Annotated in this window: 22 protein-coding genes; 10 read left to right on the top strand and 12 right to left on the bottom strand. The window is 57.9% G+C overall.

Translation table 11 applies throughout. The features are described from left to right. Nucleotides 1–14: 14 nt before the first annotated feature. The 7 genes from CVE23_RS05755 to CVE23_RS05720 all read right to left on the bottom strand — a co-directional run bounded on the left by CVE23_RS05755 (nt 15) and on the right by CVE23_RS05720 (nt 9,027). On the bottom strand, nt 15–1,004 hold the full coding sequence (locus CVE23_RS05755) for an IS110 family RNA-guided transposase (protein ID WP_049853876.1): 990 nt from the start codon (nt 1,002–1,004) through the stop codon (nt 15–17). Between the two features lie 344 nt (nt 1,005–1,348). Beyond that, on the bottom strand, nt 1,349–3,139 hold the full coding sequence (locus tag CVE23_RS05750) for a methyl-accepting chemotaxis protein (protein WP_225622645.1): 1,791 nt from the start codon (nt 3,137–3,139) through the stop codon (nt 1,349–1,351). A gap of 638 nt (nt 3,140–3,777) precedes the next feature. Further along, nucleotides 3,778–4,062 (bottom strand): pyrimidine/purine nucleoside phosphorylase, encoded by a 285-nt coding sequence (gene ppnP / locus CVE23_RS05740; RefSeq protein ID WP_012770784.1) that lies wholly within the window; start codon nt 4,060–4,062, stop codon nt 3,778–3,780. A 36-nt stretch (nt 4,063–4,098) separates the two neighbouring features. Continuing rightward, a complete protein-coding gene (gene aroL, locus CVE23_RS05735; RefSeq protein ID WP_038918143.1) occupies nt 4,099–4,620 on the bottom strand; it encodes a shikimate kinase AroL in 522 nt (173 codons plus the stop codon). Between the two features lie 301 nt (nt 4,621–4,921). Continuing rightward, the gene (locus CVE23_RS05730) at nt 4,922–5,968 is read right to left on the bottom strand and encodes an asparaginase (protein ID WP_100849093.1); all 1,047 of its coding nucleotides are present in this window, start codon (nt 5,966–5,968) and stop codon (nt 4,922–4,924) included. Nucleotides 5,969–6,149: 181 nt separating this feature from the next. After that, on the bottom strand, nt 6,150–7,826 hold the full coding sequence (locus CVE23_RS05725) for a multidrug ABC transporter permease/ATP-binding protein (RefSeq protein WP_100849092.1): 1,677 nt from the start codon (nt 7,824–7,826) through the stop codon (nt 6,150–6,152). A 100-nt stretch (nt 7,827–7,926) separates the two neighbouring features. Beyond that, complete coding sequence (locus CVE23_RS05720; RefSeq protein ID WP_038918140.1) at nt 7,927–9,027, bottom strand: 5-methyltetrahydropteroyltriglutamate--homocysteine S-methyltransferase; 1,101 nt, start codon at nt 9,025–9,027, stop codon at nt 7,927–7,929. 456 nt (nt 9,028–9,483) lie between these two features. Here CVE23_RS05720 and CVE23_RS05715 point away from each other — a divergent pair, with 456 nt between their 5' ends. Both CVE23_RS05715 and CVE23_RS05710 read left to right on the top strand, forming a co-directional pair. Then, on the top strand, nt 9,484–10,623 hold the full coding sequence (locus CVE23_RS05715; RefSeq protein ID WP_373287802.1) for an alpha/beta hydrolase: 1,140 nt from the start codon (nt 9,484–9,486) through the stop codon (nt 10,621–10,623). A gap of 186 nt (nt 10,624–10,809) precedes the next feature. Then, entirely contained in the window at nt 10,810–11,466 is a 657-nt protein-coding gene (locus CVE23_RS05710) for an HAD family hydrolase (protein ID WP_038918139.1), read from the top strand. Between the two features lie 8 nt (nt 11,467–11,474). On the opposite strand, the gene CVE23_RS05705 is transcribed toward CVE23_RS05710, so the two are convergent. Further along, entirely contained in the window at nt 11,475–12,422 is a 948-nt protein-coding gene (locus CVE23_RS05705) for a LysR family transcriptional regulator (protein WP_100849090.1), read from the bottom strand. Nucleotides 12,423–12,595: 173 nt separating this feature from the next. On the opposite strand from CVE23_RS05705, the gene CVE23_RS05700 reads away from it, so the two are divergent. Together CVE23_RS05700 and CVE23_RS05695 are read left to right on the top strand one after the other, a co-directional pair. Further along, nucleotides 12,596–14,023 (top strand): M20 family metallopeptidase, encoded by a 1,428-nt coding sequence (locus CVE23_RS05700; protein WP_100849089.1) that lies wholly within the window; start codon nt 12,596–12,598, stop codon nt 14,021–14,023. A gap of 8 nt (nt 14,024–14,031) precedes the next feature. Continuing rightward, nucleotides 14,032–15,303: an MFS transporter gene (locus CVE23_RS05695; protein ID WP_038918135.1), complete on the top strand. Its 1,272-nt coding sequence runs from the start codon at nt 14,032–14,034 to the stop codon at nt 15,301–15,303. A 44-nt stretch (nt 15,304–15,347) separates the two neighbouring features. Here the strand turns inward: CVE23_RS05695 and CVE23_RS05690 are convergent, their stop codons facing one another. Together CVE23_RS05690 and CVE23_RS05685 are read right to left on the bottom strand one after the other, a co-directional pair. Next, nucleotides 15,348–16,544 carry an MFS transporter gene (locus CVE23_RS05690; RefSeq protein WP_225622644.1) on the bottom strand — a complete coding sequence of 399 codons (1,197 nt, stop codon included), beginning with the start codon at nt 16,542–16,544 and terminating at the stop codon, nt 15,348–15,350. Then, a complete protein-coding gene (locus tag CVE23_RS05685) occupies nt 16,537–17,067 on the bottom strand; it encodes a GNAT family N-acetyltransferase (protein ID WP_038918132.1) in 531 nt (176 codons plus the stop codon). Before CVE23_RS05685 ends, CVE23_RS05690 begins: the two co-directional genes overlap by 8 nt. 157 nt (nt 17,068–17,224) lie before the next feature. On the opposite strand from CVE23_RS05685, the gene CVE23_RS05680 reads away from it, so the two are divergent. After that, nucleotides 17,225–18,106, top strand: a complete 882-nt coding sequence (locus CVE23_RS05680) for a LysR family transcriptional regulator (protein WP_100849087.1) — start codon at nt 17,225–17,227, stop codon at nt 18,104–18,106. Between the two features lie 81 nt (nt 18,107–18,187). Here CVE23_RS05680 and CVE23_RS05675 read toward each other — a convergent pair whose 3' ends face one another. Then, the gene (locus CVE23_RS05675; RefSeq protein WP_100849086.1) at nt 18,188–18,781 is read right to left on the bottom strand and encodes a hypothetical protein; all 594 of its coding nucleotides are present in this window, start codon (nt 18,779–18,781) and stop codon (nt 18,188–18,190) included. A gap of 456 nt (nt 18,782–19,237) precedes the next feature. Between CVE23_RS05675 and CVE23_RS05670 the strand changes: the two genes are divergently transcribed. From CVE23_RS05670 to CVE23_RS05655, 4 genes are read left to right on the top strand one after another with little or no spacing between them, the layout of a single operon-like run. Next, nucleotides 19,238–20,473, top strand: coding sequence for a SpoIIE family protein phosphatase (locus CVE23_RS05670; RefSeq protein WP_100849085.1), 1,236 nt, complete (start codon nt 19,238–19,240; stop codon nt 20,471–20,473). A 27-nt stretch (nt 20,474–20,500) separates the two neighbouring features. Then, nucleotides 20,501–21,052, top strand: a complete 552-nt coding sequence (locus CVE23_RS05665) for a SiaB family protein kinase (protein WP_038918127.1) — start codon at nt 20,501–20,503, stop codon at nt 21,050–21,052. A 2-nt stretch (nt 21,053–21,054) separates the two neighbouring features. Beyond that, complete coding sequence (locus CVE23_RS05660; RefSeq protein WP_100849084.1) at nt 21,055–21,474, top strand: DUF1987 domain-containing protein; 420 nt, start codon at nt 21,055–21,057, stop codon at nt 21,472–21,474. Nucleotides 21,475–21,478: 4 nt separating this feature from the next. Next, nucleotides 21,479–22,204, top strand: a complete 726-nt coding sequence (locus tag CVE23_RS05655; RefSeq protein ID WP_100849083.1) for a GGDEF domain-containing protein — start codon at nt 21,479–21,481, stop codon at nt 22,202–22,204. A 78-nt stretch (nt 22,205–22,282) separates the two neighbouring features. On the opposite strand, the gene CVE23_RS05650 is transcribed toward CVE23_RS05655, so the two are convergent. Further along, nucleotides 22,283–22,624 (bottom strand): zinc ribbon domain-containing protein YjdM, encoded by a 342-nt coding sequence (locus tag CVE23_RS05650; RefSeq protein WP_038918124.1) that lies wholly within the window; start codon nt 22,622–22,624, stop codon nt 22,283–22,285. Between the two features lie 349 nt (nt 22,625–22,973). On the opposite strand from CVE23_RS05650, the gene CVE23_RS05645 reads away from it, so the two are divergent. Continuing rightward, complete coding sequence (locus CVE23_RS05645) at nt 22,974–24,194, top strand: MFS transporter (protein WP_100849082.1); 1,221 nt, start codon at nt 22,974–22,976, stop codon at nt 24,192–24,194. Nucleotides 24,195–24,208: the final 14 nt, after the last annotated feature.

Below are 24,208 nucleotides of genomic sequence, written 5' to 3'. Positions count from 1 at the left end.
GCCAGTCAAGTATTTCAACTGGCTACCACCCCATAATTCTTGTCATAGCGCTGCTGCGTATGCAGCACGCCATAACACAGATGGACCAGTTTCCTCATCGCCGCGCCTACCGCCAACATCTTCGCCTTGCCTTTCAGCAAAAGTCGCTCGTATTGCGCTTTTACATGACGATTGTGACTGATGGCGGCTATGGCTCCCATATACAGCTTTGCCCGCATCGCGGGCGGCCCTATTTTCGACAACCTGGCTCTGCCTCGTACCGAGGTGCCTGAGCGACGCTCTACCGGGATAACCCCCAGATACGCCGCCACCTGCTCCGCGCTCCTGAAGTGACCGCTCCGGATGGTGGCTAACATATTCCAGCCGATTTGGTCGCCAACACCATCAATCGATTTCAGGAGCTTCAGGTCGTTTTTTAGTCCAGGATGCTTGTCTATGTGGTCTTCTATCAGTCGCTCAATACGTTCCAGTTCACTCTTTACATGCCGCACCATCGAGTCCAGCGACGCCACAACCTCTTCCGGGGCCTGTGTGGATGCTAACGTGCTCAGCCGATTTTCTATGCGTTGTTTATCACTCAGCAGACTATCCCTGTGCTGGAGTAATGCCTTGAGTTTCCTTATTTCTGGCGAAGGCGGGCTCCAGCCCTCCGGTTGGCGCAAACCGCCATAACAGGCCAGCACATAGGCATCCACTTTATCCGTCTTCGTGAGTATCCCCATTCCCCTGGCGAATTCACGCAACCGATGAGGGTTTATCACGGATACGGCAATGCCTGACTGATGAAGACCATAAGCGAGGTGTTCGTGATAAACCCCCGTGGCTTCCATGATGATATGGGCCTGACCCGGGTCACATTTTTGTCGCGTTAGCCATTCAGCCAAAGCCTGAACGGCGTTGGGGCCATTGGGTAACGTTTTCGTCTTCCGTTTACCTTTCATGCCATCAGCTAACAAACACACATCGACAAAACGCTTACTGATATCAATACCAACGTAATACATAATGATGTCCCCTTTCACTGAAGCCATCACGCCCGTTCCGCTTGTACATTCAGAGTCAGTGCTCTGGGTAACCGTTCAATGTTAATGCTGGCGTGAAAGGTGAAACAGAGGGCTTAAACTCAACCACAAGGTTTATAGCCCTGGCTCTCCTTCGAAGCTCACTCTGTTTCATGTCGTGATAGCTAATCACGACATGAGCAAGATACAAGCCTCTCCTTGTCGTGCGTGTGGTGAAATGGCAAGGAAACTCCACCGTTTATCTCGCACGAAATCACTCACAGGTCGGACAAACATCACCATTCGCAAAACATCCGGCTCGCCCGATAACCCGGCACCCTGTCGTGTTACAGCTTAAAGTGACTGATCGAGGAGTGCAGCTCTTCCGACTGCGATTGCAACGAGGCGAAAGCGGATGCCGCTTCCTGCACCATCGCCGCGTTCTGCTGCACCATTGAATCCAGCTGCGCCACCGCTTTGTTGATCTCCTGAATCCCGCGCATCTGTTCTCCTGACGCATGGGTGATTTCCGACATCACCGTACTCACGGAAGACACGCCGCCGACAATTTCGGTCATGGTGTTGCCGGCCTGACGCACCTGCCGCGAACCGGTATTCACGCTCTCTACGGTGGACTCGATCAGCGCCTTGATCTCTTTCGCCGCCTGCGCGCTACGCTGCGCCAGCGAACGCACCTCGCCAGCCACTACCGCAAAACCACGCCCTTGTTCGCCGGCGCGGGCGGCTTCCACCGCCGCGTTCAGCGCCAGGATATTGGTCTGGAAGGCAATACCGTCGATCACGCCGATAATATCGCCGATCTTACCGGAAGCTACCTCGATTTCCTGCATGGTGTCGACAACCTCGGCCACCACTTTACCGCCGGCGCTGGCATCGTTCGCCAGCGAGCGGGTACGATCGTTCACCTGCTGGGCGGAACCGGCCGACTGGGTAACGGTGGCGGAAATCTGCTCCAGCGCGGCGGCGGTTTGCTGCAGGCTGGCCGCCGCCGCTTCGGTGCGGGACGCCAGATCGTTGTTGCCGGTCGCCACTTCGTCGGTCGCGGTTTGCAGCGATGCGCTGATGTCGCGAATCTGCAGCATGATCATGCTGAGTTTGTCGACAAAGGTGTTGAACGAGCGGGCAATCTGCGCCACTTCATCATGACCGTCGTCCGGCAGACGCAGGGTCAGGTCGTTGGTGCCGTGGCTGATGTCGTCCATCGCATCGCGAATCTGCAGCAGACGTTTGAGCGAGGCGTTGATCAACAGCCCTACCACCACCGAACCCAGAATGCTGATGATCACCAGCGCGATCACCGACGTCCACAGCAGCGAGCCCATACCGGCGGTGGCTTCCGCCTTGTCCAACGCGACCAGCACATACCAGTCGGTGCCGACCACCGGCTGAGTTCTTACCAGCATGTCGCGCCCGCTGATGTTCAACTGCACCGGGCGGTCGGATTTCAGCACCTGTCCCAGATTCACCTGCGGGGCGATTTCGGTCAGTTTTTTCAACGTCAGTTTGGCGTCCGGATGGGCGATGATGGTGCCATCGGCCTGAATCAGAATGCCGTAGCTGGCGGGCGTAGGATGGATGGCTTTGACGTTGGCGATGACGCTGTCCATGGTCACGTCGCTGCCCAGCACGCCCTTAACGCTGCCGCCGTCCAGCACCGGCGACACAAACGACACCACAATGGTATTGGTCGCCATATCCAGATACGGCGCGGTCGCGATGGCTTTACCTTCTCTCACCGCCTGCTGGTACCAGGGGCGGACGGTAGGGTCATAATTGGCCGGAATGCCGCCGGGATCGGCAAATTTGGCGGTGTGGTTGGCGTACCCCATATACACGTTGATGAAGCTGCCCGCCGTCGTCATCTGTTTGAACACCGGAATCGGATCATCGTTGGTCAGCACCACGCTATTGAGCGACGTAATGATTTGTTTTTTAGCGGCTACCCAGTCGCTGATGGCCAGGCTGTGGCCAGCGGTCACGGCGGTAAGCAGGTTATTGATGGATTCATCGTTATATTTATCAGTCACCCGGTAATTCAAAAAAGTATTAATTACCAGGGCAACCACAATGATAGCCGTGCACACGGCCAGAATACGAGCGCGAGTAGTTTTAAGCATAGTGACCACGTAATTATTGAAATGCTTTTTTTTAGATAACCACAACGATCGCCTCATCAGTTACGAGGCATTCCATTCGAGAAAGTGAAACTGTTTGTCAGAAGTATCTCCTCTCAATTACGCGGACTAACGACACCGCAACCAACAGGAAGGCCCTCTCACAGGAAAATACAATGGCCGCTATCAGATTTACAGATTTATCTGAAATTTTTCATATAAGAAAATAATATGAATTTTGTAATTAATAACAAATCAACAATATAGCTAAATATATATTTTCAGATCACTATCGTTTCGACGGGTAATTACCAAACGTCATTATCACTATACCCCAAATAATTCGAGTTGCAGGAAGGCGGCAAGTGAGTGAATCCCGATGAGCTTACTCAGGTAAGTGATTCGGGTGAATGAGCGCAGCCAACACACCTGCAACTTGAAGTATGACGGGTATATAAAATGGAATAGCAAAACGTTTCGACAATCATATGGCGGCAGGATGACAAACAGATGGCACTGCGGCATGGATAAGCCGGGAGCGTAACTTAATATCAGAAACGACATATCAGAAACGACATATCAGAAAACGGCTGCCGATATCACCGACAGCCGATTATCACGAAAGGAAAAGATGACCGAAATCAGAGATAACGGCACAGATAGGACGATGGTTCGGACACCTTCAGTTTGAATTCGCTTTTTTCCGGCACGTTGAAGACCGCACCGGCTTCAAACAGTTGCCATTCCTGCGCGCCCGGCAGCAGCACGTTCAGCGCGCCGCTGACTACCGTCATTTCTTCCGCCTGCCCGGTGCCAAAGGTATATTCGCCGGCTTCCATCACCCCGACGCTGGCGCGGCCGATGCGGCTGCCGTCAAAACCGATGGATTTTACTTTCCCTTCAAAATACTCATTTACATTCAGCATAATGCCCAACCTTTCTGTTAAAAAATCGATTGACCGTCAGGCCGCCGGCAGACGCAGTGTCTGCACCAGTTCCGAAACAATCACGGCCGGCGCCCGGGTGGCGTCCACCACATAGTGCGCCACATCCTGATACAGCGCTTCGCGCTCCCTGAGCACCGCTTCCATCTCTTCGGCGATCGGCCGCCCGGTCAGCGTCGGTCGCTGATGCGCCTGCGGACTGGCCTGCAACCGCTGAGCCAGCGCCTGTGCCGGCGCGTGTAGGTAGATTACGATCCCCTGCGTACGCATAAACTGACGATTCTGTTCCAGCAGCACCATACCGCCGCCGGTCGCCACAATCCGGTTCGGCGCCGTCACCGCGTGCAATGCCTCGCTTTCCCGGCGGCGAAACCCCGGCCACCCTTCAGCGGCGACCACATCCGCCACGGTCAGGCCACTGGTATGCTGCATAAAAATGTCCGTATCGACAAACTCATAGCCAAGCGACCGCGCCAGCTCACCGCCAACCGTGGTTTTTCCGCACCCTCTGGCACCGACCATAAAAATGGGTTGTGTCATGTCACGACCAGTCCTTATTTTTCTCAGGCCTGCCAGCCGCAGCGGGGACTGCTGCCAGCCGGCGCCTGTCGAACCAAGAGCAGAATCATACAGGCAATAATCCTCATTAAGAAAGCCTCCGCGCTGCCCCGGCATGGGGAAAGCCACTTCACGCCAGCTTTCCGTTTAAATTCAGCACAACACGCCATAATGCTTACCAAATATGGCAAGTTACGCCGTAAAAACCGGTGTTATGCCGCCGGTCGCATGACAAACAGTCAGGCCGCCAGTCGGCGGCCTGTGCGTGCGGCAAAAGCGCCGATCAATAGGTATGGAAATAGTCCTGGATCACCGCCGGATCGCTGGTGCGGGTCAATGCCAGCATCAACAGGATACGGGCATGCGCTGGGTTAAGAGAATCCGCGACCAGACCCGGCAGCGCCTCATCCGGCGGCACGATGCCGTTACCGGTGCGGGAGGAGCGCATCACCACCACGCCTTTATCCTGCGCCTTGCGCATGCCGGCGATGCCGCGCACCGACACCGAACCCGCGCCCATACCGGCATAGACAATGCCTTTCACACCGTGGCTGATGGCGGCGTCGTACAGGTATTCCGGGTCATCCTGATACCCATAAAGAATATCGACTTTCGGCAGCGAGGTCAGGCCGCGCACATCGAACACCGAACGGTTGGTATGCAGTTTGTCGAGACGATTCTGGTAGTAGATATGGTTGCCGATCACGACCCCCAGATAACCTTCTTCATTCGCCCGGAAACTGTCCAGCGTCGAGGCGTTGCTCTTGGTGATATAACGGGCGGAACCGATACGATCATTGAGCACCACCAGCACGCCGCGGCCGCGAGATTGTTTGTCGCTCGCCACGCGAACCGCCTCCAGCAGGTTCATCGGACCGTCGGCGCTGATGGCCGTGGCCGGACGCATCGCCGCCGCAAACACCACCGGCTTGTCGCTTTTCACCGTCAGGTGGAGGAAATAGGCCGACTCCTCCAGCGTGTCCGTACCGTGGGTAATCACCACGCCGTCCACATCGTCGCGCGCCAGCAGCGCGTTCACCCGTTGGCTCAGTTTCAGCACCACATCGCCGGTCATGTTTTCGCTGGCCATGTTGGCGAATTGCTCGCCTTTCACGTTAGCCAGTTTTTTCACGTCAGGCACGGCGTTGATCAGCGTATCCACGCCAAGCGCGCCCGCCTTGTAACCGGTGGTCTGGGTACTCGTCGCCGCCGAACCGGCAATAGTACCGCCGGTTGCCAGGATGACGATATTTGGCAGTTTATCCGCCGCGTTGGCCGTAAAAACAAAGAAGAAAACAAGAATAAACAGAGATTTAAACCATCGTTCCATAACAGATTCTCTTTAATGGGTCAGAGGACGATCGGGCTGTTCCTGCCCGGAAACCGGCATCAGCCGATCGTTTTTTTATCGAAAAACTCCTTATCTGCCAGCCGGAAAGCTGGCATCGGCGCTTATGTTGCAGCGCCCCCTAAAGGCTGTATAGCGTCTGATGGTCAACAGGAGAGCCAGATCACTGAATAAGCGGCCTATTTTCAGCGGCATCTTCTTCAACGAGGCTGATGCGGGCAACCGCATCGCGGCTGGCCTCGCGGCGGGCGTCGCCAACCAGTTCCACCAGCGTGCCGGCGCGCATTTCCAGCAGCCGGTCCGCCTGTTCGAAATAGTGGTCGTCATGGCTGATGGCGATAACGGTTTTTCCTTCCGAGCGCAGTTGCGGCAATAGCACCTGATAAAACACCCGGCGGAATTGCGGATCCTGATCGGCGGCCCACTCATCCAGCAGCAGAACATCGCGCTGCTCCGCTACCGCCAGCAGCAGCGCCACCCGCTTGCGCTGCCCCTGCGAGAGCGACAAATTCAGGATGCGCTGCTCCGTGATATGCAGTTTCTGGCGCATATTGAGCCGGTCGAGCCAATCGGATACCAGCGATGTATCCGGAGCGCCGCCCTGCGGCCCCATCAGGCGATCAAACAGGTGGAAATCGGTAAACACCGCCGAAAACAGCGTCTGATACTGCTCCAGCGGCACCGGCCGGTTATCCAGCGTCAGCTCGCCCGACACCGGCGTGTATAGCCCGGTCAGCAGCATCGCCAGCGTTGACTTGCCGCTGCCGTTGCCGCCGATCAGGAACACCAGCTCGCCGCGCCGCAACGTGAGATTGATCGGTCCGACCTCAAACCCGCCGTCGTCATAGCGAAAGCAGACATCGCGCAGCGTCAGGGTTTGCCACTGCCGGGGGGCGGATGCCGACGAAAACCCCGGCTGATAATCGACCAGCTTCAACTGGCGCAGCTTGTCAAACGCCACCTGGGCGCTGACCAGCGTAGGAAACGCGCCTACCGCCTGCAGCAATGGCGTGCGCAAGAACAGCAGAATCAGGGAATAGGTGGCGGCCACCGCGTTATCGGCCCAGCCCAGACTGTTGGCCATAAAGAACACCGCGCCGATCGCGCCCAGCATCATGATATTCGACCAGTTGATGGCGCTCAGGTGGTAGGTATCCGCCCGGATAATATGGTGACGGTAGTCGTCGGCATGGCGCTGATAATCCTGTTCATACAGCTGGCGCGCCCGGTCGCGGTTCAGCGACAGCTCTTTGCAGCCGTCGATCACCCGCTGGTAATCTTCGTGCAGCCGGTTTTCCTCTTCGCGCACCCGACTGAAATGGCGATACACGCGGGAAACCAGCCAGTAGCCGCCCCAGATGGTGAGCGCCACCCACAACGCCGTCACCAGCATCATGCGCGGTGACAGCCAGGCCAGATAAGCAGCGCAGCCGAAGGTCAGAATGATGCCCTGCACCAGTTCCGGCAGGCGCACAAACGCCAGCGTGATGGTGCGGATATCGCTGGCAAGGCTGGCCTGCAACTGCGCGGGGCCAATCTGCCGCAGCCGTTCCAGCCCGGTGTCGAGAATACGTTTGATCAGTTGCCCGCGCAGGCGGCAGACGAAGTGGTGGCCCAGCACGGTCAGCGCCAGCTGCGAAGCCAGCGTCACCGCCATCAGCAATACCAGTAAGCCGATGAACCCCGGCAGTACCTGCAGCGTCGGGCTAACGGCCTCAATCAGTTGCTGGTTAATGAAAGCGATCAGGCCAATCCCCAGCGCCGCGCTGGCGAGGCTAAGAAAGATGACGGTCAGGAACGGCCAGCGATACTGCCGGTAGACAAGGTGAAGTAACTCCATAATATCCGCTTTTCGGTAACAACGAGCGCAGCCAGTTTAATCAGCCCCGAAGCGATATCAAGAATTATTCTCACCGCGAATTATGCCGTCTTTCAGCAGCTTACTCCGGCAGCGTCCAGATCTCGCGGGCAATACTCACCATATGCCGCAGTTTGGCCCACTGTTGTTCTTCCGTGATGCCGCCCTGGCCGCCGTGTCCAAAGCCGCACTTCGGGCTGATGGCCAGCTGTTGCAGCGGTACATACAACGAGGCGGTATTGATCGCCATCTTGACCGAATCCGGCGCTTCCAGCGCGGCGCTGTGGGAATCCATGACTCCCAGCACCACTTTCTGGCAGCTCACCTGACGCAACGGCTCCAACCCGACCGGACGCCGGTCATCGTATTCGATGAACAGGCTGTCCACCGCCAGATTCGCCATCGCATGCCCCATCACCTCACGCCCGCAGCCATAAACCCAGTTGGGAGAAAAACGCCGGCAGCACATATGCAGGCTGATGAACATATCCGGCGGACGTTGCGCCAGCGCCTGATTCAAAGTACGGGTGCAGCGCTCCAGCAGATCGCGCAATTCAAACCCGGACGCGTTTTCTCGTTCCATCACCTTGCCGTCGCACAGGCGCGCCCAGAACAGGTCATCCAGTTGGAGATAGCGACATCCCTGGCGATAAAACGCCTGGATCACTTTGCGGTACACCGCGGCCAGATCATCGCAAAACGCGTCCAGCGACGGGTAAACGTCATTGTTGCGGATAGCCGGATACATCAGCATGTTCGGGCTGGGAAGCGTCTGTTTCGCCAGAATCTCCCCATCGTTGCCCACCGCCTGATGCAAAAAGCGATAGTGGGTCAGAAAAGGGTGCGCGTCGTCAAAATCGAGTTTGCCCACCACCCGCAACCGGCAAGGCGCATCGCCGTCCGGCAGGGCCGTGTCATCAACGTCAATACCCGTCAGGCAGGAGAAAAAATCGGTGATACCGTCGCGAATACGCAGTTCGCCATCGGTAATCGCGCTCAGACCGCAAGCCTTCTGGCGCTCGACCACATTCAGCACTTCTTCGTTTTCGATTTCCGTGAGCCGATCGTGGGTCATGAGCCCCTGCCGCCACGCCTGCCGGGCCTGCTTAAGGCGGTGCGGCAATAAAAAACTGCCTACATGCTCGGCGTGAAACGGCGGATAAGGTTTTTTCACTGTGCGCATCTCACGCGTCCTTTTGGTTTACACGACACTGTTGGTTTACACGACCGGTTTTGCACGACAATGTCTGCGCTTCAATGCGCGTCTGTTTGCTTGGGTTATCGTCCAGGCGGCGGACTGTCACTGATCCGTTCACCGATGTCAATCGACGGGGCGATGATTGTCGCACCGATTCCTCCTTATCGACAAATAACAAAATTTAATTATTTCATTGCTATTCATTTAGCCCATTCCACGATAGCGTATTTGCCTGCTATCGCCGTTTTCCGGCGCCACTTTTTTATACAAAGGGAAATTGTCCCTACCGGCCGCTATCGTTATGATTCAACGGATGGTTTCCGTCAATCCACCCGTCATACCGTCTTATTATTGTGCGCGCTCGCCCGCAAGGATGGCTTTATGGAATACACGCTCCTCTCTGTCTCGCGCCGGTTGTTAACGGCAAGAACGCTGGCGCTGATGCTGGCAATCACGCTGCCGCTGCTTGCCGCTTGTGGTCGTACCGCGCTTCCCCCGCTGGGGCAGCCTTCTTTCGATGCTTACCAACAGCAAACCGAACAGTGGGTACGGCAACATCGGGCGTTTCAGTCCGACGATCTCCGACAAGAGCTGCGCTGGAATACGCCGCAGGAAACCCGCCCGGCGGACTCCCCCCGGAAAGGCATCCTGCTGGTACACGGACTGGGCGATGCGCCCGGCACCTTCAGCGATGTCGCCCCGGAGTTGGCGCGGCAAGGATACCTTGTTCGCACGGTGCTACTGGCCGGACATGGCACACGACCGGAAGATATGATCCCGGTGTCGCTCGACGACTGGCGACGGGTGGTCGCCGAGCAGGCCAGACTGTTGCAACGTGATGTGGATGAAGTGTATCTGGGCGGGTTCTCCACCGGCGCTAATCTGGCGCTGGAGTATGCGCTGGAACATCCTGAGATCCGCGGGCTGGCGCTGTTTTCCCCCGCTATCCGCTCTAATGAAACCTTTGACTTCCTGACGCCGCTGATTGCCCCGTTTCGGGAGTGGTTGCGCGCGCCGCGACCGGGAGCGCCCGCGCAACTGACGACGCGCTACCTGCGGGTGCCCACCAACGGCTTGGCCCAGTACTATCTCTCCAGCCTGGCGGTTCGCCGCCTGTTGTGGCGCCATGATTACGACCGCCCGGTGCTGATGGTGGTTGCCGAACACGACTCGGTACTGGATACCCCCTACCTGCGACAGCTTTTCCGCACCCACTTCACCCACCCCGCCAGCCGTCTGATCTGGTACGGTCAGCCGGACAACGCCATAACCAGTCGGGAACAGATACGCGACGATCGTCTGCCGGATTGGCGCATCAGCCAGTTCTCACACATGTCGGTGCTGTTCTCGCCGGATAACCCGCTGTATGGCAGCAACGGCTCGGTGATACTCTGCAACAATGGTCCTACGTCTGTTGCTGCCGACCAATGCCGCGATCGCAGCCGGTTCTGGTATTCCGACTGGGGCTATCAGGAAGCGGGTAAAACCTATGTGCGGCTAACCTTCAACCCCTATTTTGACTGGCAGAACGGTATCATGCGGGAGGTTCTGGCGGCGTCTGACCAGACACAACTGCGCTGACGCGCGACTGTCATCATTGACCAATACACTGGTGCGTCGGCGACGCTGCGCCCGACGCACCATCCGCCGCGAACCGACCGCGTGATACCTGTTTTTCACTTACTTTTTTTTCACTTAATTTTTTCAATTACTTGTTTTTAAATTACTTTTTCTAAATTAACTGTTTTTCACTTCCGGAGGCCCCCGATGGATTTAGCCCTGTTTGATCTGGACGAAACCCTGATCTGCGCCGATAGCACCGGCTTGTGGCTGCGCTGGCTGGAATCGCAGGGATTTGCCGGCAAGGAACTGCTACAGCAGGAACAACACCTGATGCAGCGTTACTATCAGGGCACATTGGCGATCGAAGATTACATGTATCTTTCGCTGTCGCCGCTGATTGGCCTGAGCGCCGAAACAGTCTCCGGCTGGGTGGACCGCTTTATCCGGCGCGACATCCTGCCCCGGCTCTACCCGGCGGCGCGCGAGCGCATGGACTGGCACCGTCAGCGCGGCGATACCCTGATCATTATTTCCGCCAGCGGCGAGCATCTGGTACAACCCATCGCCCACCATCTGGGGGCCGATCACGCGCTGGCGATCGGCGTTACGCTGGAAGACGGGCGTTTCACCGGCGACATCTACGGCATGCCGACGTATCAGCACGGTAAAGTGATCCGCATACGCGAATGGCTGGCGCAACGCGATGGCGAACCATTCGACCAGTTGCACGGCTACAGCGATTCGCTCAACGACCAGGCAATGCTGGAATTCGTCGATCAGGCTTACGCCATCAACCCGGCGCCAGAACTGGCGGCGTTGGCGCAGGAGAAAGGCTGGCGTATCTGCCGCTGGCAGCGCTAGCCGGGCGTTTACCGGCTACCGGAACGTATCGGCTCCAGCCCGATATCCGCCGCCAGACGCGCATGCTCACGATTCAGTTCGTCGATAATAAAGGTGATGAAATGGCTTAGCGCGGCGGAGCGATGCTTGCCCGCCAGCGTCTGCACCTGCAGGCTGCGCTGGGTCAGCGGTTCGCTGCGCACCGGCTTGAGCAGCAAACCGTCCTCCCGCGCCCGGTACAGCACCGAAAAATGGCTGCAGGCGGTAACGGCATCCGGCGTCTGCTGCATGAAGTAGTAAAGCGCGGAGAAGTTGTTGCAACTGAGCGCCGGTTCCAGAAAAGTGCCGCTCATCCGGCAGGAGAGATCGAACAATTGGCGAATGGTGGTGCCCTGCTGCGGCAGCACCAGCGGAAACCCGTGCAGATCCGCCAGTTGGACCGCTTTGTCCGCCAGCGGGTGATCCGGTCGCATCAGCAGCAGCACCGGCGCCGGGTAAGACGCCATCACTTCGACGCCGCGCTCCGGCGACAGGCTGAACTGAAACGCCACATCGCATTCGCCGTTGCGCACCATTTCCGACACCTGTATCGCGGTGCCGACCTGCAGGAAGAACGTCACGGCCGGGTTGTCCTGCCGGAAACGGGCAAACAGCCCCGGCAGCAGATCAAACGCCATGCCGTCAGTACAGGCGACGCGCACAAACGTTCGCCGCACCGCCTTCAGCCCCTGAATCTCGGCAATGGCGTACTCCATGTCCATCATGCTCTTGCGCACGTGGTTTTCCAGAATTTGCCCGGCGTCGGTCAATACCATGCCCCGGGCATGGCGTTCAAACAGCGGTGCGCCGATGCGTTCTTCCAGTTTGTGGATCTGTCGGCTGATGGCCGACACCGCTACAAACAGCTGCTGGCTGGCGGCGCTCAGGGAGCCGGTATTGGCGACCGCCAGAAAATACCTGATTTCGTTACTATGCATCGCATCGCCCCTCCGCCTGCCTCGTTTTTGTGCAAGCAAGCTTTATATTAAAAGCAAAGCTTGCTTGCAATTATTATTATTGTGGCAATGCTGGCGATGATTTAGAACGTGGTTAATACCATCACTAAAAAAACATCACTAAAAAAACATCACCACAGACAGACAGGCACAACATGACAACACCACAGGTTATTCAACAGGCGCTGGCGTATTTCGACAGCGGCCGCTTCCGTGACGTACTGGCGCGTCGCGTCGCTATCGCCAGCGAAAGTCAGCGCACCGACCGGGACGCGGCGTTGCAACAGTATTTATCCGAGGAAATCATCCCGGCCCTGCAGGCGCTGGGTTTCGAATTACAGCAAATCGATAATCCGGCCGCGGCCAACCGCCCGTTTTTGGTAGCCTCGCGCATCGAAGACGCCGCCTTGCCCACCGTGCTGTGTTACGGCCACGGCGATGTGGTGTTCGGCGACGACGAACACTGGAGCGAAGGGCTTTCCCCGTGGCAACTGGTGGAACAGGCAGGCCGCTGGTACGGTCGCGGCAGCGCCGACAACAAAGGCCAGCACTCGATCAATATTGCCGCGCTGGAGCAGGTATTTCAGGCCCGTCAGGGACGACTCGGTTTTAACTGCAAGTGGCTGTTCGAAATGGGCGAAGAGATCAGTTCGCCGGGATTGGCCGAGGTGTGCCGCCAGTATGCGCAGGCGCTGCAAGCCGACCTGTTCATCGCCTCGGACGGCCCGCGCCTCAACGCCGAACGCCCAACGCTGTTCCTCGGCTCGCGCGGCTGCGTCAACTTCCGCCTGACCATCCGCGCCCGCGAGCGGGATTACCACTCCGGCAACTGGGGCGGTCTGCTGAGCAACCCCGGCACCCAACTGGCCAACGCCATCGCCAGTCTGGTCAACCAACATGGTCAGATGCAGGTGGCGGCGCTGAAACCGCCGCGCCTGACGCCGGCATTGCGCACGATTCTGGCGGACATCGCGCCCGGCGGGCAAGCGACGGATCCGGCCATCGATCCGCAGTGGGGCGAAGCGGGTCTGAGCCCGTCCGAGCGGCTGTTCGGCTGGAACACGCTGGAAGTGCTGTCATTCCTGACCGGCAATCCGCAGCGGCCGATGAACGCCATTCCCGGTCACGCCACCGCGGTATGTCAGTTGCGTTTTGTCGTCGGCACCGACTGGCAGCAACTGGCGCAGCATCTGCGCCATCACCTCGACGAGCACGGCTTCACGATGGTGGAGATCAGCGACGTGCGCGGTACGCCGGCGACCCGTCTCGACCCGACCGACCCGCTGGTGAACTGGACGCTCGACCTGATGCGCCAGACCAGCGATAAAAAGCCGGCGTTGCTGCCCAACCTCGGCGGCTCGCTGCCCAACGAAGTGTTTGCCGAAATTCTCGGCCTGCCGACCCTGTGGATCCCGCACTCTTACCCGGCCTGCGGCCAGCACGCCGTGGATGAGCACATGCTGGTCAGCGTCGCCCGCGAAGGCTTGCAGATCATGACCCGCCTGTTCTGGGAACTGGGGGAACAGGGCCACGCCGTTCTGGCGCAACACCGCGCACACCGTGCCGCCCACGAGCAGAGCTGAGGTGAATCATGACGACTGCATCCGTTTCGCACTACAGCACCGCGCGCCCCAGCCTGTACAAAACGCTGTTCGCCACCTGCATCGGCAACGCGCTGGAATGGTTTGACATCGCGGTATACGGCTTCTTCGCCAATTACATCGCCCATGCGTTCTTCCCCACGCAGGACCCGGCAGTATCGCTGCTGCTGGCCTTCGGCAGCTTCGGCGTCTCTTTCCTGATCCGGCCGCTGGGCGCGGTCGTGCTGGGCGCTTACGCCGACCGCGCCGGGCGCAAGGCATCGCTGCTGCTGTCCATCAGCCTGATGCTGCTGGGCGGCGCAATGATTACCTTTATGCCCACCTACGCCAGCATCGGTCTGGCCGCACCGGTGCTGATCATGCTGGCGCGCCTGATTCAGGGCTTCTCCGCCGGCGGCGAGTTCGGCAGTTCCACCGCGTTTCTGGTGGAGCACTTCCCGGAACGCCGCGCGTTTATCGCCAGCTGGCAGTTCGCCACCCAGGGCGCCAGCACCCTGCTGGCCTCGGCGTTCGGTCTTGGATTATCGCAATCGCTGAGCGAAGCCCAGATTCAGGAGTGGGGCTGGCGTATCCCGTTTGCCTTCGGTCTGCTGATTGGGCCGGTAGGGTTGTATATCCGCCGCCACGTGCATGAACCGGCAGGCTTCGAACAGGCCGAGAAAAGCCATGCGCCGATCAAGATCCTGTTTACCCGGCAGAAAGCGCTGTTTCTGATTGCGGTCGGCCTGATGGTGATTTCCACCGCCATCAACTACATGCTGAACTATGTCCCCACCTATGCCACCAAGACGCTGCACCTGCCGTCCGGCGCCGCCTTCAGCGCCACGCTGATCGCCGGCATTATTTTGACGGTCGTCACACCGCTGGTTGGATTGTGGGCGGAGAAAGTCGGCCGGCTGCCGCTGATGTGGGGGGCGCTGCTGCTGTTGGCGGTCACCATCTACCCGGCATTCTGGCTGATGACCCAGCACTTGTCGGCCGTGTCGCTGATTGTGGTGGTAGGCTGGATGGCGTTGTTGAAGTCGGTGTATTTCTCCACCGTGCCGTCGATGATGGCCGACCTGTTTCCGATCTCCACCCGCGCCAGCGGCATGGCGATCAGCTACAACGTGGCGGTAACGGTGTTCGGCGGTTTCGCCCCGTTCATCTGTACCTTGCTGATTAGCGCCACCGGCAGCAGCCTGGCGCCGAGTTACTACCTGATGATCACCGCGCTGTTGAGCGTACTGGCGCTGTGGCAGGCGCAGCAGCGCCAGCGCTGACCGCACGACCTCCGTCAGGGCGTCACGCTTACGCCCTGACGGAATCACTCATCGGATAGCAGAACCGAGCGCGCAGCGCGCTGCCGCGTCAGATAAAGCAGCACTGCGGTCAGGGTGATCAGACAGGCTACGCCGAAAGAAAACATCAGGACGCCCCGATCGCCGATCGAGGCCCTGAGCGCCGCATAAACCGACGGCGCGGCGGCAGAAAAAAAGAACCCCGGCGTCAGCAACAGCCCAATCCGGGAGGAGTACCCCGCCCGGCCAAACAATTCCAGCGGCAATGCCGCCTTCACCAGCGTACTGAGTCCATTCGCCGCGCCGTATCCGGCGACAAACAGTACCGCCGCTATCAGCGACTGTTCCCCCAGCAGCGCCAGCAGAAAACAGACCGGCAGCCCTGTCCCCAGAAACAGACTCAGCTTCAACGCCGGAAGGCGTCCGCCCATCAGCACATCGCCCACCCGGGCGCACGCCTGGCCTACGCCCCACAACGCGCCCAGCGAGGCCGATACGCCAAACCCAGTCAGTATTGCCAGCAGGTGCGCGGAAATGCCGGCGGACAGAAAGCTAAACAATGCCATCAGCACCGCGTACAGCACCGCGGGAAGCAGGGTCCGCGCATCCGCGGTCAGCGAGGTTTGAGTCTGCTCCCCGGTCCGGTGCGCCAACTGCGACGCCGGTTGCGGCAGCACCCACAGCCACAGCAAACCCGATAACACGATGACGCCGTAAATCGCCACGCCCCAGCGCCAGCCCAGCCCGTTCAGCAACGCCATGCCCAACGGCCAGAACAGGGACGATGAGATGCCGCCAAACAACGTGACCAGTGAAATAGCGCGCCGGGCCTCGCCGCCATACAGTGCGACCAGCGTGGCGAAGGCCGCTTCATACAGCGACAGCCGCATCCCGACGCCCAGCATGACCCAAGCCATAAAATAGTCCGTCATACCGGTGCTGGCGGCCATCAGCATACAACCGGCGGCGCTGCCGCCACCGCCCAGCATCATGACTCGCCGGCCGCCTGCCCGGTCGAGCAACCGACCGGCGTAAGGCGACAGGCACCCCATGACCATCAGCGCCAGCGTGGCGCCGGAAAACGCCAGCGTCGGGCTCCAGCCGCGATCCGCCGCGATGGCGGCGCAAAACACGCCGGGAAGGTAGAACGCCGTTCCCCAGTTAATCAGTTGGGTCATGCCGATGCAGACGGTGACCCGGCGGCGTCCGGCGGACTCAGACATGCGGCAAAGAGGCATCCCCCTCCCCCAACGCGCGTTGCAGCAACACGGTATCCACCCAGCGACCATGCTTCATACCTACCGAACGCAACGTCCCGATCCGCTCAAAGCCCAGCGACAGATGCAACTGCAGCGAGGCCTGATTTTCGCTGTTGCCCACCACCGATATCACCTGGCGGTATCCCTGCTGCTCCGCCTGCGATAACGCGGCGGACAGCAAGCGCTTACCGACGCCTTTCCCCAGATGGTCCGGGTGCAGATAGATCGAATCTTCCAGCGTGAAACGGTAGGCAAAGCGGGTGCGGTACATCCCCAGATAACAGTATCCCAGCACCTGCTGGTTTTGCGTCGCCACCAGCCAGGGCAGCCCGGCATCACGGATTTTCTGCCAGCGCTGGCGCATTTCCGCCTCATCGGGCGGTTCGGTTTCAAAGGTGGCGATACTATGCAGGACATGTTGAGCATAAATATCCCTGATGGCGGCGATATGTTCCGCCCGGGCATCCTCAATTATAATGGCGCTCATTGGTGTATCCTTGTCAGAACAGCGAGTTAGCGATTAGGCTTAGCCCCCTTGCCGCATCAACCAACGTGTGCGGAAGCGGGACTTCAGCTAGCTTAACCAACGCCCGATACAGGCAACAGACACAAACACTTATGCCCGTCATAAAGGAAAGTTTGATATGGCCAGGTTGAATCTGGAACTGCTGGAAACCTTTACCACGGTGATACGGGAAGGCAGCTTTTCCGCGGCGGCCAACCGGCTCAATCTGAGTCAACCCGCGGTCAGCCAGCAATTCCGTCAACTGGAGCACTATTTTGGCGTGCGGCTGGCCGAGCGCAGCGGTAAAAACCTGCGGCCAACGCCGGCGGGCGATATGCTGTTGATCAAAGCGGAACAGATTCACCGGCTGTTGGGTGAAACCCGTCAGGCCATCGCCGAATATACCGAAGATGTCATGGGACATGTGATTCTGGGCACCGGCGCCACCGCCTGCATTCACCTGATGCCGTCGTTACTGCGTCAGTTGCGACAGGACTACCCCCGACTGACGGTGGGCGTGCGCACCGGCAACACCCGCGACATTATTCAGGCGGTAATTGACAACCGCATCGATGCCGGGCTGGTGACGCTGCCTATCCCCAGCGCCAACGTAGCGGTTACGCCGGTGATGGAAGACGAACTGGTCGCCATCAGCAACGACCCCGCCTTCCCCGAAAGCATCTCGCCGGCATTTCTGCATTCCCGACCGCTGATTCTATTCGAGCGCGGCAGCAGCACCCGCACGTTGATCGACCGCTGGTTCAACGACGCAGGCACACAACCGCAACCGGTGATGGAACTGGGCAGTATCGAAGCAATCAAAGAAATGGTGTTGGCCGGGCTGGGATGCAGCATCGTGCCGAAAATGTCGGTGGGTTCTGACGCGCTGGCGTCGGCGTTTCATATCCGGCCACTGAGTCCGACGCTGCACCGAACACTGGCTATTGTCATGCGGCAGGATAAACCGTTGAATAAGGCGTTGCGCCTGGTCCTGGAAAGGCTAAAAAAAGGAAATATATAAAAATAGTTAACCACCTGATAATTTATCAGGCCATTGATATATTTTCGAAATAGCAAAAATAGCGTCGATTATTTTTACTTATCATCCTGGTTGCGGCAATTCACTTCCGCTACCCGGCAGCGTCCAGGAAACATCGCCGGATTTCACGCCCATCATCTGCTGTATTTTCTCGTAAACTTCAGCTGCCGACATGCCGCTATATAAGCCCTGGCTATAATAACCAAACTCGGCATTACCAACTTGCGAACGGGAACCAATCAGATTCGCTTCAGGGGACGTAATACGTTTACCGGTAAATACGTTATAACTTTCGCTTTGACCATCCGGATATTTGACCACGGAAACCAGCACGCCGCCATAAAGCGGGATACCGGTCATACGCAGCGAGCGCTCAACGGAAGGTTCGCTCTGCTGTTTCTGAAGTTTTTCTTTAGTCAGTCGCTCATCCAGCGATTTAGTACGATCGCTCACATCACTGGTATCGCCGGAATTGTTATCCGCAAATTGATTATTTTGCGAATCATTCATTTTTCCGGTTTTAAAGGAACCGGATTTATTTGTTCCAATAGCATCGACGCTGGCGCTGTCTCCAGGACCAGAATTGCTATTGGCGACATAAGTCGGCTGTGTATAAGAAGATGTAATGTTTTGACTCTGAATGCCTGATATGGACACGATGTCACCCCTTTTTATTTTTTAACGATAGCATGCCTCTAAGGGCACTGATTTATTACGACACACCAACACCTGCACACCGAAAAAAAGCAGCATACCCGCCGAAGCGAGTATCAAGCAGGACGGCTCAACAGATTTATGCCGCCCAAAGCTATCAGGAAATAGAAGAGTGGTTTACGAACCACACGGCGCAGTCTCATTTTTCACACCGCATTTTTTGCATCACACTAGCGGAATAGAAAAGACAGACCCACCTCTAAAATATATCGGCCAATTTATTTTTTTATTAATACGAAAAAGGCATAAAAACGTTCATGAAACGACCACCTCAGCAATATTTAGTCATGAGTGTAAAGACAAACCTGACAGTTCCTTAGCATTTCAGCGGCTTGTCATGTTTCCGTCATCTGCCGCTGTTACCTTAACGGCAGCTTATTTTCCCAGAAAGACAAGACAATGAGTGCCTTACCGCCACAGGAACATCGGTTACGCTTCGTTTCCTTCCCAAGTGCACGCGACTTGTGTATCACCACGCCGGATGTATCTCCCACCACTGACAACGCCACCGTATTGCACCTGTTCAGCCGCCACAAGGATCTGGTGAGCCTGCCGGTGGTGGAAGAGGGGCGGCCGTTCGGCCTGATCAACCGCCACAGCTTTCTGTCGCAGATGGCCCGCCCTTATTACCGCGAACTGTATGACCGAAAAAGCTGTATCGCCTTCATGGATAAGACTCCGCTGATCGTCGAAGCCGCCGCCTCGCTGAGCGACGTGGCGGACAAGGCGGTAATCAGCGGCGACCGCTTTCTGGCCGACGGCTTTATTATTACCGAAAACGGCCGCTACCTCGGTATCGGCCTGGGTATCGATCTGTTCCGCATCGTGTCGGACACCCATGTCCGCCAGCATCAGCACATCGTACAAAGTATAGAATATGCCAGCGTGATTCAGGGGGCGATGCTCACGCCGTTCCGGCAGACGCTGGCCGACACGCTGAAAGACTGGTGTCTGGTCTGGGAACCGCGCGACTGCGTCGGGGGCGACTGCTATGCCTTCAGGCGCTATGACCACGGCTGGCTGGCGGTGCTCGCCGACTGCACCGGCCATGGCGTGCCCGGCGCCTTCATGACGCTGATTTTCAACTCGGCGCTGGAACAGGCGCTGACGCAACACCGCCCGGACCAGCCGGGACGACTGCTTGGCGGCATCAATCGCTATATCAAGGACACGCTGGGCCAAAAGAGCGGCTATCCGGGGCAAACCACGGCCTCCGACGACGGCTGCGACGCGCTGGTGGTGTACGTGAATACCGCCGAACAGACTCTCAGCTGGGCCAGCGCCCGTATGACGGCGTTTCTGATCGAGGCGCAAAGCGGCGAGCTGCTGACGCTCGACAGCGACCGCATGGGCGTGGGCTATACCAACACGCCATACGATTACAGCTGGCCGGCCTTTCAGCACCCGCTGTCGCCGCAAGATCTGTTCTTTGCCACCACCGATGGCCTGCTCGATCAGATTGGCGGCGAGCGGCAGATCAAATTCGGCAAACGCCGGCTGCAAAACCTGCTGCAACGCGTCATGGAGTTACCCATGAGCGCGCTGGCAAACCAACTATTACAACACCATCACACCTGGCAGGGAGCTCAGGAAAGACGGGACGATCTTACATTTTGGGGCTTCAGGCACCCGTGAACTTTATCAACCAGGTAAAACCGGAACATGTCCGAAACGAAGTACGCTGAATTTTTTGACCTCACCCAGCAGCAAAATATCGCGCTGTACTACGTGGGGTACTTTTCACAAAACATCATCTGCTCGCTGGCGGAAACGGTGCGGCTGCAGTTGGAAAAAAGCCGGGTGCCGCCCAACGTGCGCCGCAAGCTGTTTTCCAGCTTTGTGGAAATGGTGCAGAACATCATCCATTACTCCGCCTCGGCGCTCACCTCGGAAGAACAGGAAAATGAAATCCGTCGCGGCTCGGTGTGTATCGGCTTTGAGGCGGGAAAATACTTTTTGTTGAGTGCCAACCGGGTGTATCCGGCGGATGCGGAGAAGCTGCGCCAGCGGCTGGAGCCGCTGTGCGCGATGACGCTGGATGAAATCCGGCTTGCCTATAAGGCCTCGCTGCGTGAAGACATTCCGGCTTCCAGCAAAGGCGCGGATATCGGCCTGCTGACCGTGGCCCGCGACGCTAGCGAGCCACTGCAATTCACCTTTCGTAGCGACGCCACCACCGGGCTCTCCACGTTTTATCTGAAGGCGGTGATTTAACCATGACAGACATAATAACAACGGACAATCTCCACATCGCCGGCACAGCCAGTACGCCGACCGTGGATTTTCGCTTTGACACACATCAGCTTTCGTTATCCGGGGAGTCCTACCCGGAAAACGCGGCGGCATTTTACGGCCCTCTGATTGAGCGCCTTCAGCGCTATCTGCAGACTCGTCTTGACAGCGCGACGGCGCAATCAACCCGCATTGACGTGCATGTGTCGCTGCCCTACTTCAACAGCTCCAGCACCAAAATGCTGTTCAGCCTGTTCAATATTCTCGATCAGGCCGCGCAGCAGCAGCTTCCCATCGCGCTGCACTGGTATTACGACCAGGAAGACGACATCGCCGAGGAGTTCGGGCAGGAACTGCATATCGATTTTTCGGCGCTCGAATTCCACCCTCACATTCTGGAGTAACGGCATGAGTAGCTATGAACTGTTCACCCCCGAATATGACATCCTGCTGTCAGCCCGCAACATCGCCGCGCAGGCCGATATGCCGGCGGAGGTGTACCGGGAAAGCCTGATTATGCTGGCGGAACACTATCAACGGCTGGTGCGGGAAACCCACCGCCTGATTACCCGCAGCGACCGCGCGGAACGGGAGCTGACCCGCCTCAATACCCAGTTGCATCAGTTGGCGGTGGAGCTGGAATACAAAGCCACCCATGACCCGCTGACCGATGTCTTCAACCGCAGCGCGATCATCGATCTGGTCGACCATGCGCTGGAGCAGGATCAGGCGGCGCTGATTGTGCTGGATATCGACCATTTCAAGCAGGTCAACGACGCTTACGGCCATCCGACCGGCGATGCGGTGATCTGCTCGCTGATCGCCCGTATCCGCGACGTATTGCAGGGGAAAGGCAGCATTGGCCGCGTCGGCGGCGAGGAGTTCACCATCCTGCTGGATGGCTATACGCTGATGGCGGCGGTAGATGTCGCAGAGCACATCCACGCCAGTTTGAATTACGCCGCGCTGGAGGCGCTGCCTCAGCAAAAGGTGACCGCCAGTTTCGGCGTCAGTTGGGCGCCGCCGCACACCGGATTCGACACGTTGTACGGCACCGCCGACACCGCGCTGTACCAGGCCAAGCATCAGGGCCGCAATCGGGTGGAATATAGACCGATCGACGCTGTCAGTTGAACAACCCGGGCTGCCCAGAGCAATCCGGGCAGTGCGGGGCATTCATCAATCACGGTTTCTCAGTCGCGGTTTCTCAGATCAGCTTTTCTTCACAAATTCAGATTTCAGCTTCATCGCGCCGAAACCGTCGATTTTGCAATCGATATTGTGATCGCCTTCCACCAGACGAATCCCCTTCACGCGGGTGCCGATTTTCAGCGTCGACGAACTGCCTTTGACTTTCAGATCCTTGACGACGGTAACGGTATCGCCGTCCGCCAGCAGGTTACCGTTGGCGTCGCGCACCACCAGCCCTTCTTCCTGCGCGCCGCTGTCGCCCTGCGTCGACCACACGTGCCCGCATTCCGGGCAGTTAAGCATGGCATCATCCTGCCAGGTGTATTCAGACTGACATTTCGGGCAAGCGGGCAACTGTTGCATACAAATCCTCGTTAAAACCAAATAAGTTAAATAAAATTTAAATATATCAATAGATAAAAAATCCTGTGTTTATTATTTTATCGCCTTTTCCCGCACGCCGACAGCAAAAAGAGCCAGACAAATCAATATTCCTCATCCTTTACCATCAAAGCCACTCAATCCATTCACTTTTCTTTTCGTCGTCGCGCAGGCTAAACGGTCACATCGGAACCTGGCTTTTCAATACGCGCCAGCCCGCATAATCGGTTATATTTTGCTTACATCTGTGGAGAAAACTTCAGTTTAATAAAACAATAACTTGGGTACACTGAACGCTTTTCATTACAACTGCCGTCGTGGATAACAACCTGTGGAAACCGCTTCCCCACTTAAAAACCCCACTTTTCTGTGCTTCTGGATCGGACAAATCGCCTCCTCCTTTGCATTTCAGATGCTGGTGGTCGGGATTGGCTGGCAGATGTATGACCTGACCAACAGCGCCCTGAATCTGGGCCTGGTCGGATTGGCCCAGTTTCTGCCGCAGCTGGCGTTGACGCTGGTTGCCGGTCATGCGGTGGATCAGTACAACCGCCGCGTGATTATTCTGTGCTGCCGCCTGCTTATGGCCGCCACCATACTGGTGCTGGTACTGGGCAACGTCACCCATACCATCAGCGCCACCATGATTTACGCCTGCTCCGCGCTGCTGGGCGCCACGCGGGCATTTGAAATGCCGGCCACGCAGGCGCTGCTGCCGAACCTGATCGCGCCCGGTCTGCTGTCCCGCGCCGTAGCGCTGATGGCCTCCGCCCGCGAAGCCACGGTTATCGCCGGCCCGGCGCTCGGTGGCCTGATTTACCTGCTTGGCGCCACCATCCTTTACGCCGCCAGCGTAGCCTGCTTTCTGATTTCGTTTCTGGTGCTGCTCAACCTGCGCTATGAATACAAGGCGCTGGCCCGTACGCCGGTGAGTCTGGAAAGCCTGTTTGGCGGCATGAACTTCATCCGCCGCAATCCGGTGATTCTGGGGTCCATTTCGCTGGATATGTTCGCCGTGCTGCTCGGCGGCGCCACCGCGCTGCTGCCCATCGTCGCCAAGGATATCCTGCACACCGGCCCGTGGGGGCTGGGGCTGCTGCGCTGTGCGCCCGCCCTCGGCGCGGTACTGATGTCTGTCTACCTGAGTCGGCGCCCGCTCACCCGCAACGTCGGTAAAATCATGTTCTCGGCGGTGGCGATGTTCGGCGCGGCCACCATCGCGTTTGGCCTGTCCACCAATCTGTTTCTGTCGCTGTTCGCGCTGCTGTTTCTCGGCGCGTCCGACATGGTCAGCGTGGTGATCCGCTCAACGCTGGTGCAACTGGAAACGCCGGATGACATGCGCGGCCGGGTCAGCGCCGCCAACTCCATTTTCATCGGCACATCCAACCAACTGGGGGAATTCGAGTCCGGCGTGACCGCCGCCTGGCTGGGGGTAGTGCCGGCCATCGTACTGGGCGGCGTCGGCACCTTGCTGGTGGTGGCGTTGTGGATGAAATATTTCCCGACGCTGACCCAGCGTCAGACGCTGGAGGCGGGAGAAAACACGTAGGACCTGCCGATATG

The sequence above is a fragment of the Dickeya fangzhongdai genome, from assembly GCF_002812485.1.
In the GTDB taxonomy this organism is placed as follows: Bacteria; Pseudomonadota; Gammaproteobacteria; order Enterobacterales; family Enterobacteriaceae; genus Dickeya; species Dickeya fangzhongdai.
The sequence above is the reverse complement of the archived record's forward strand: the minus strand, read 5'-3'. Positions and strand labels throughout refer to the sequence as shown.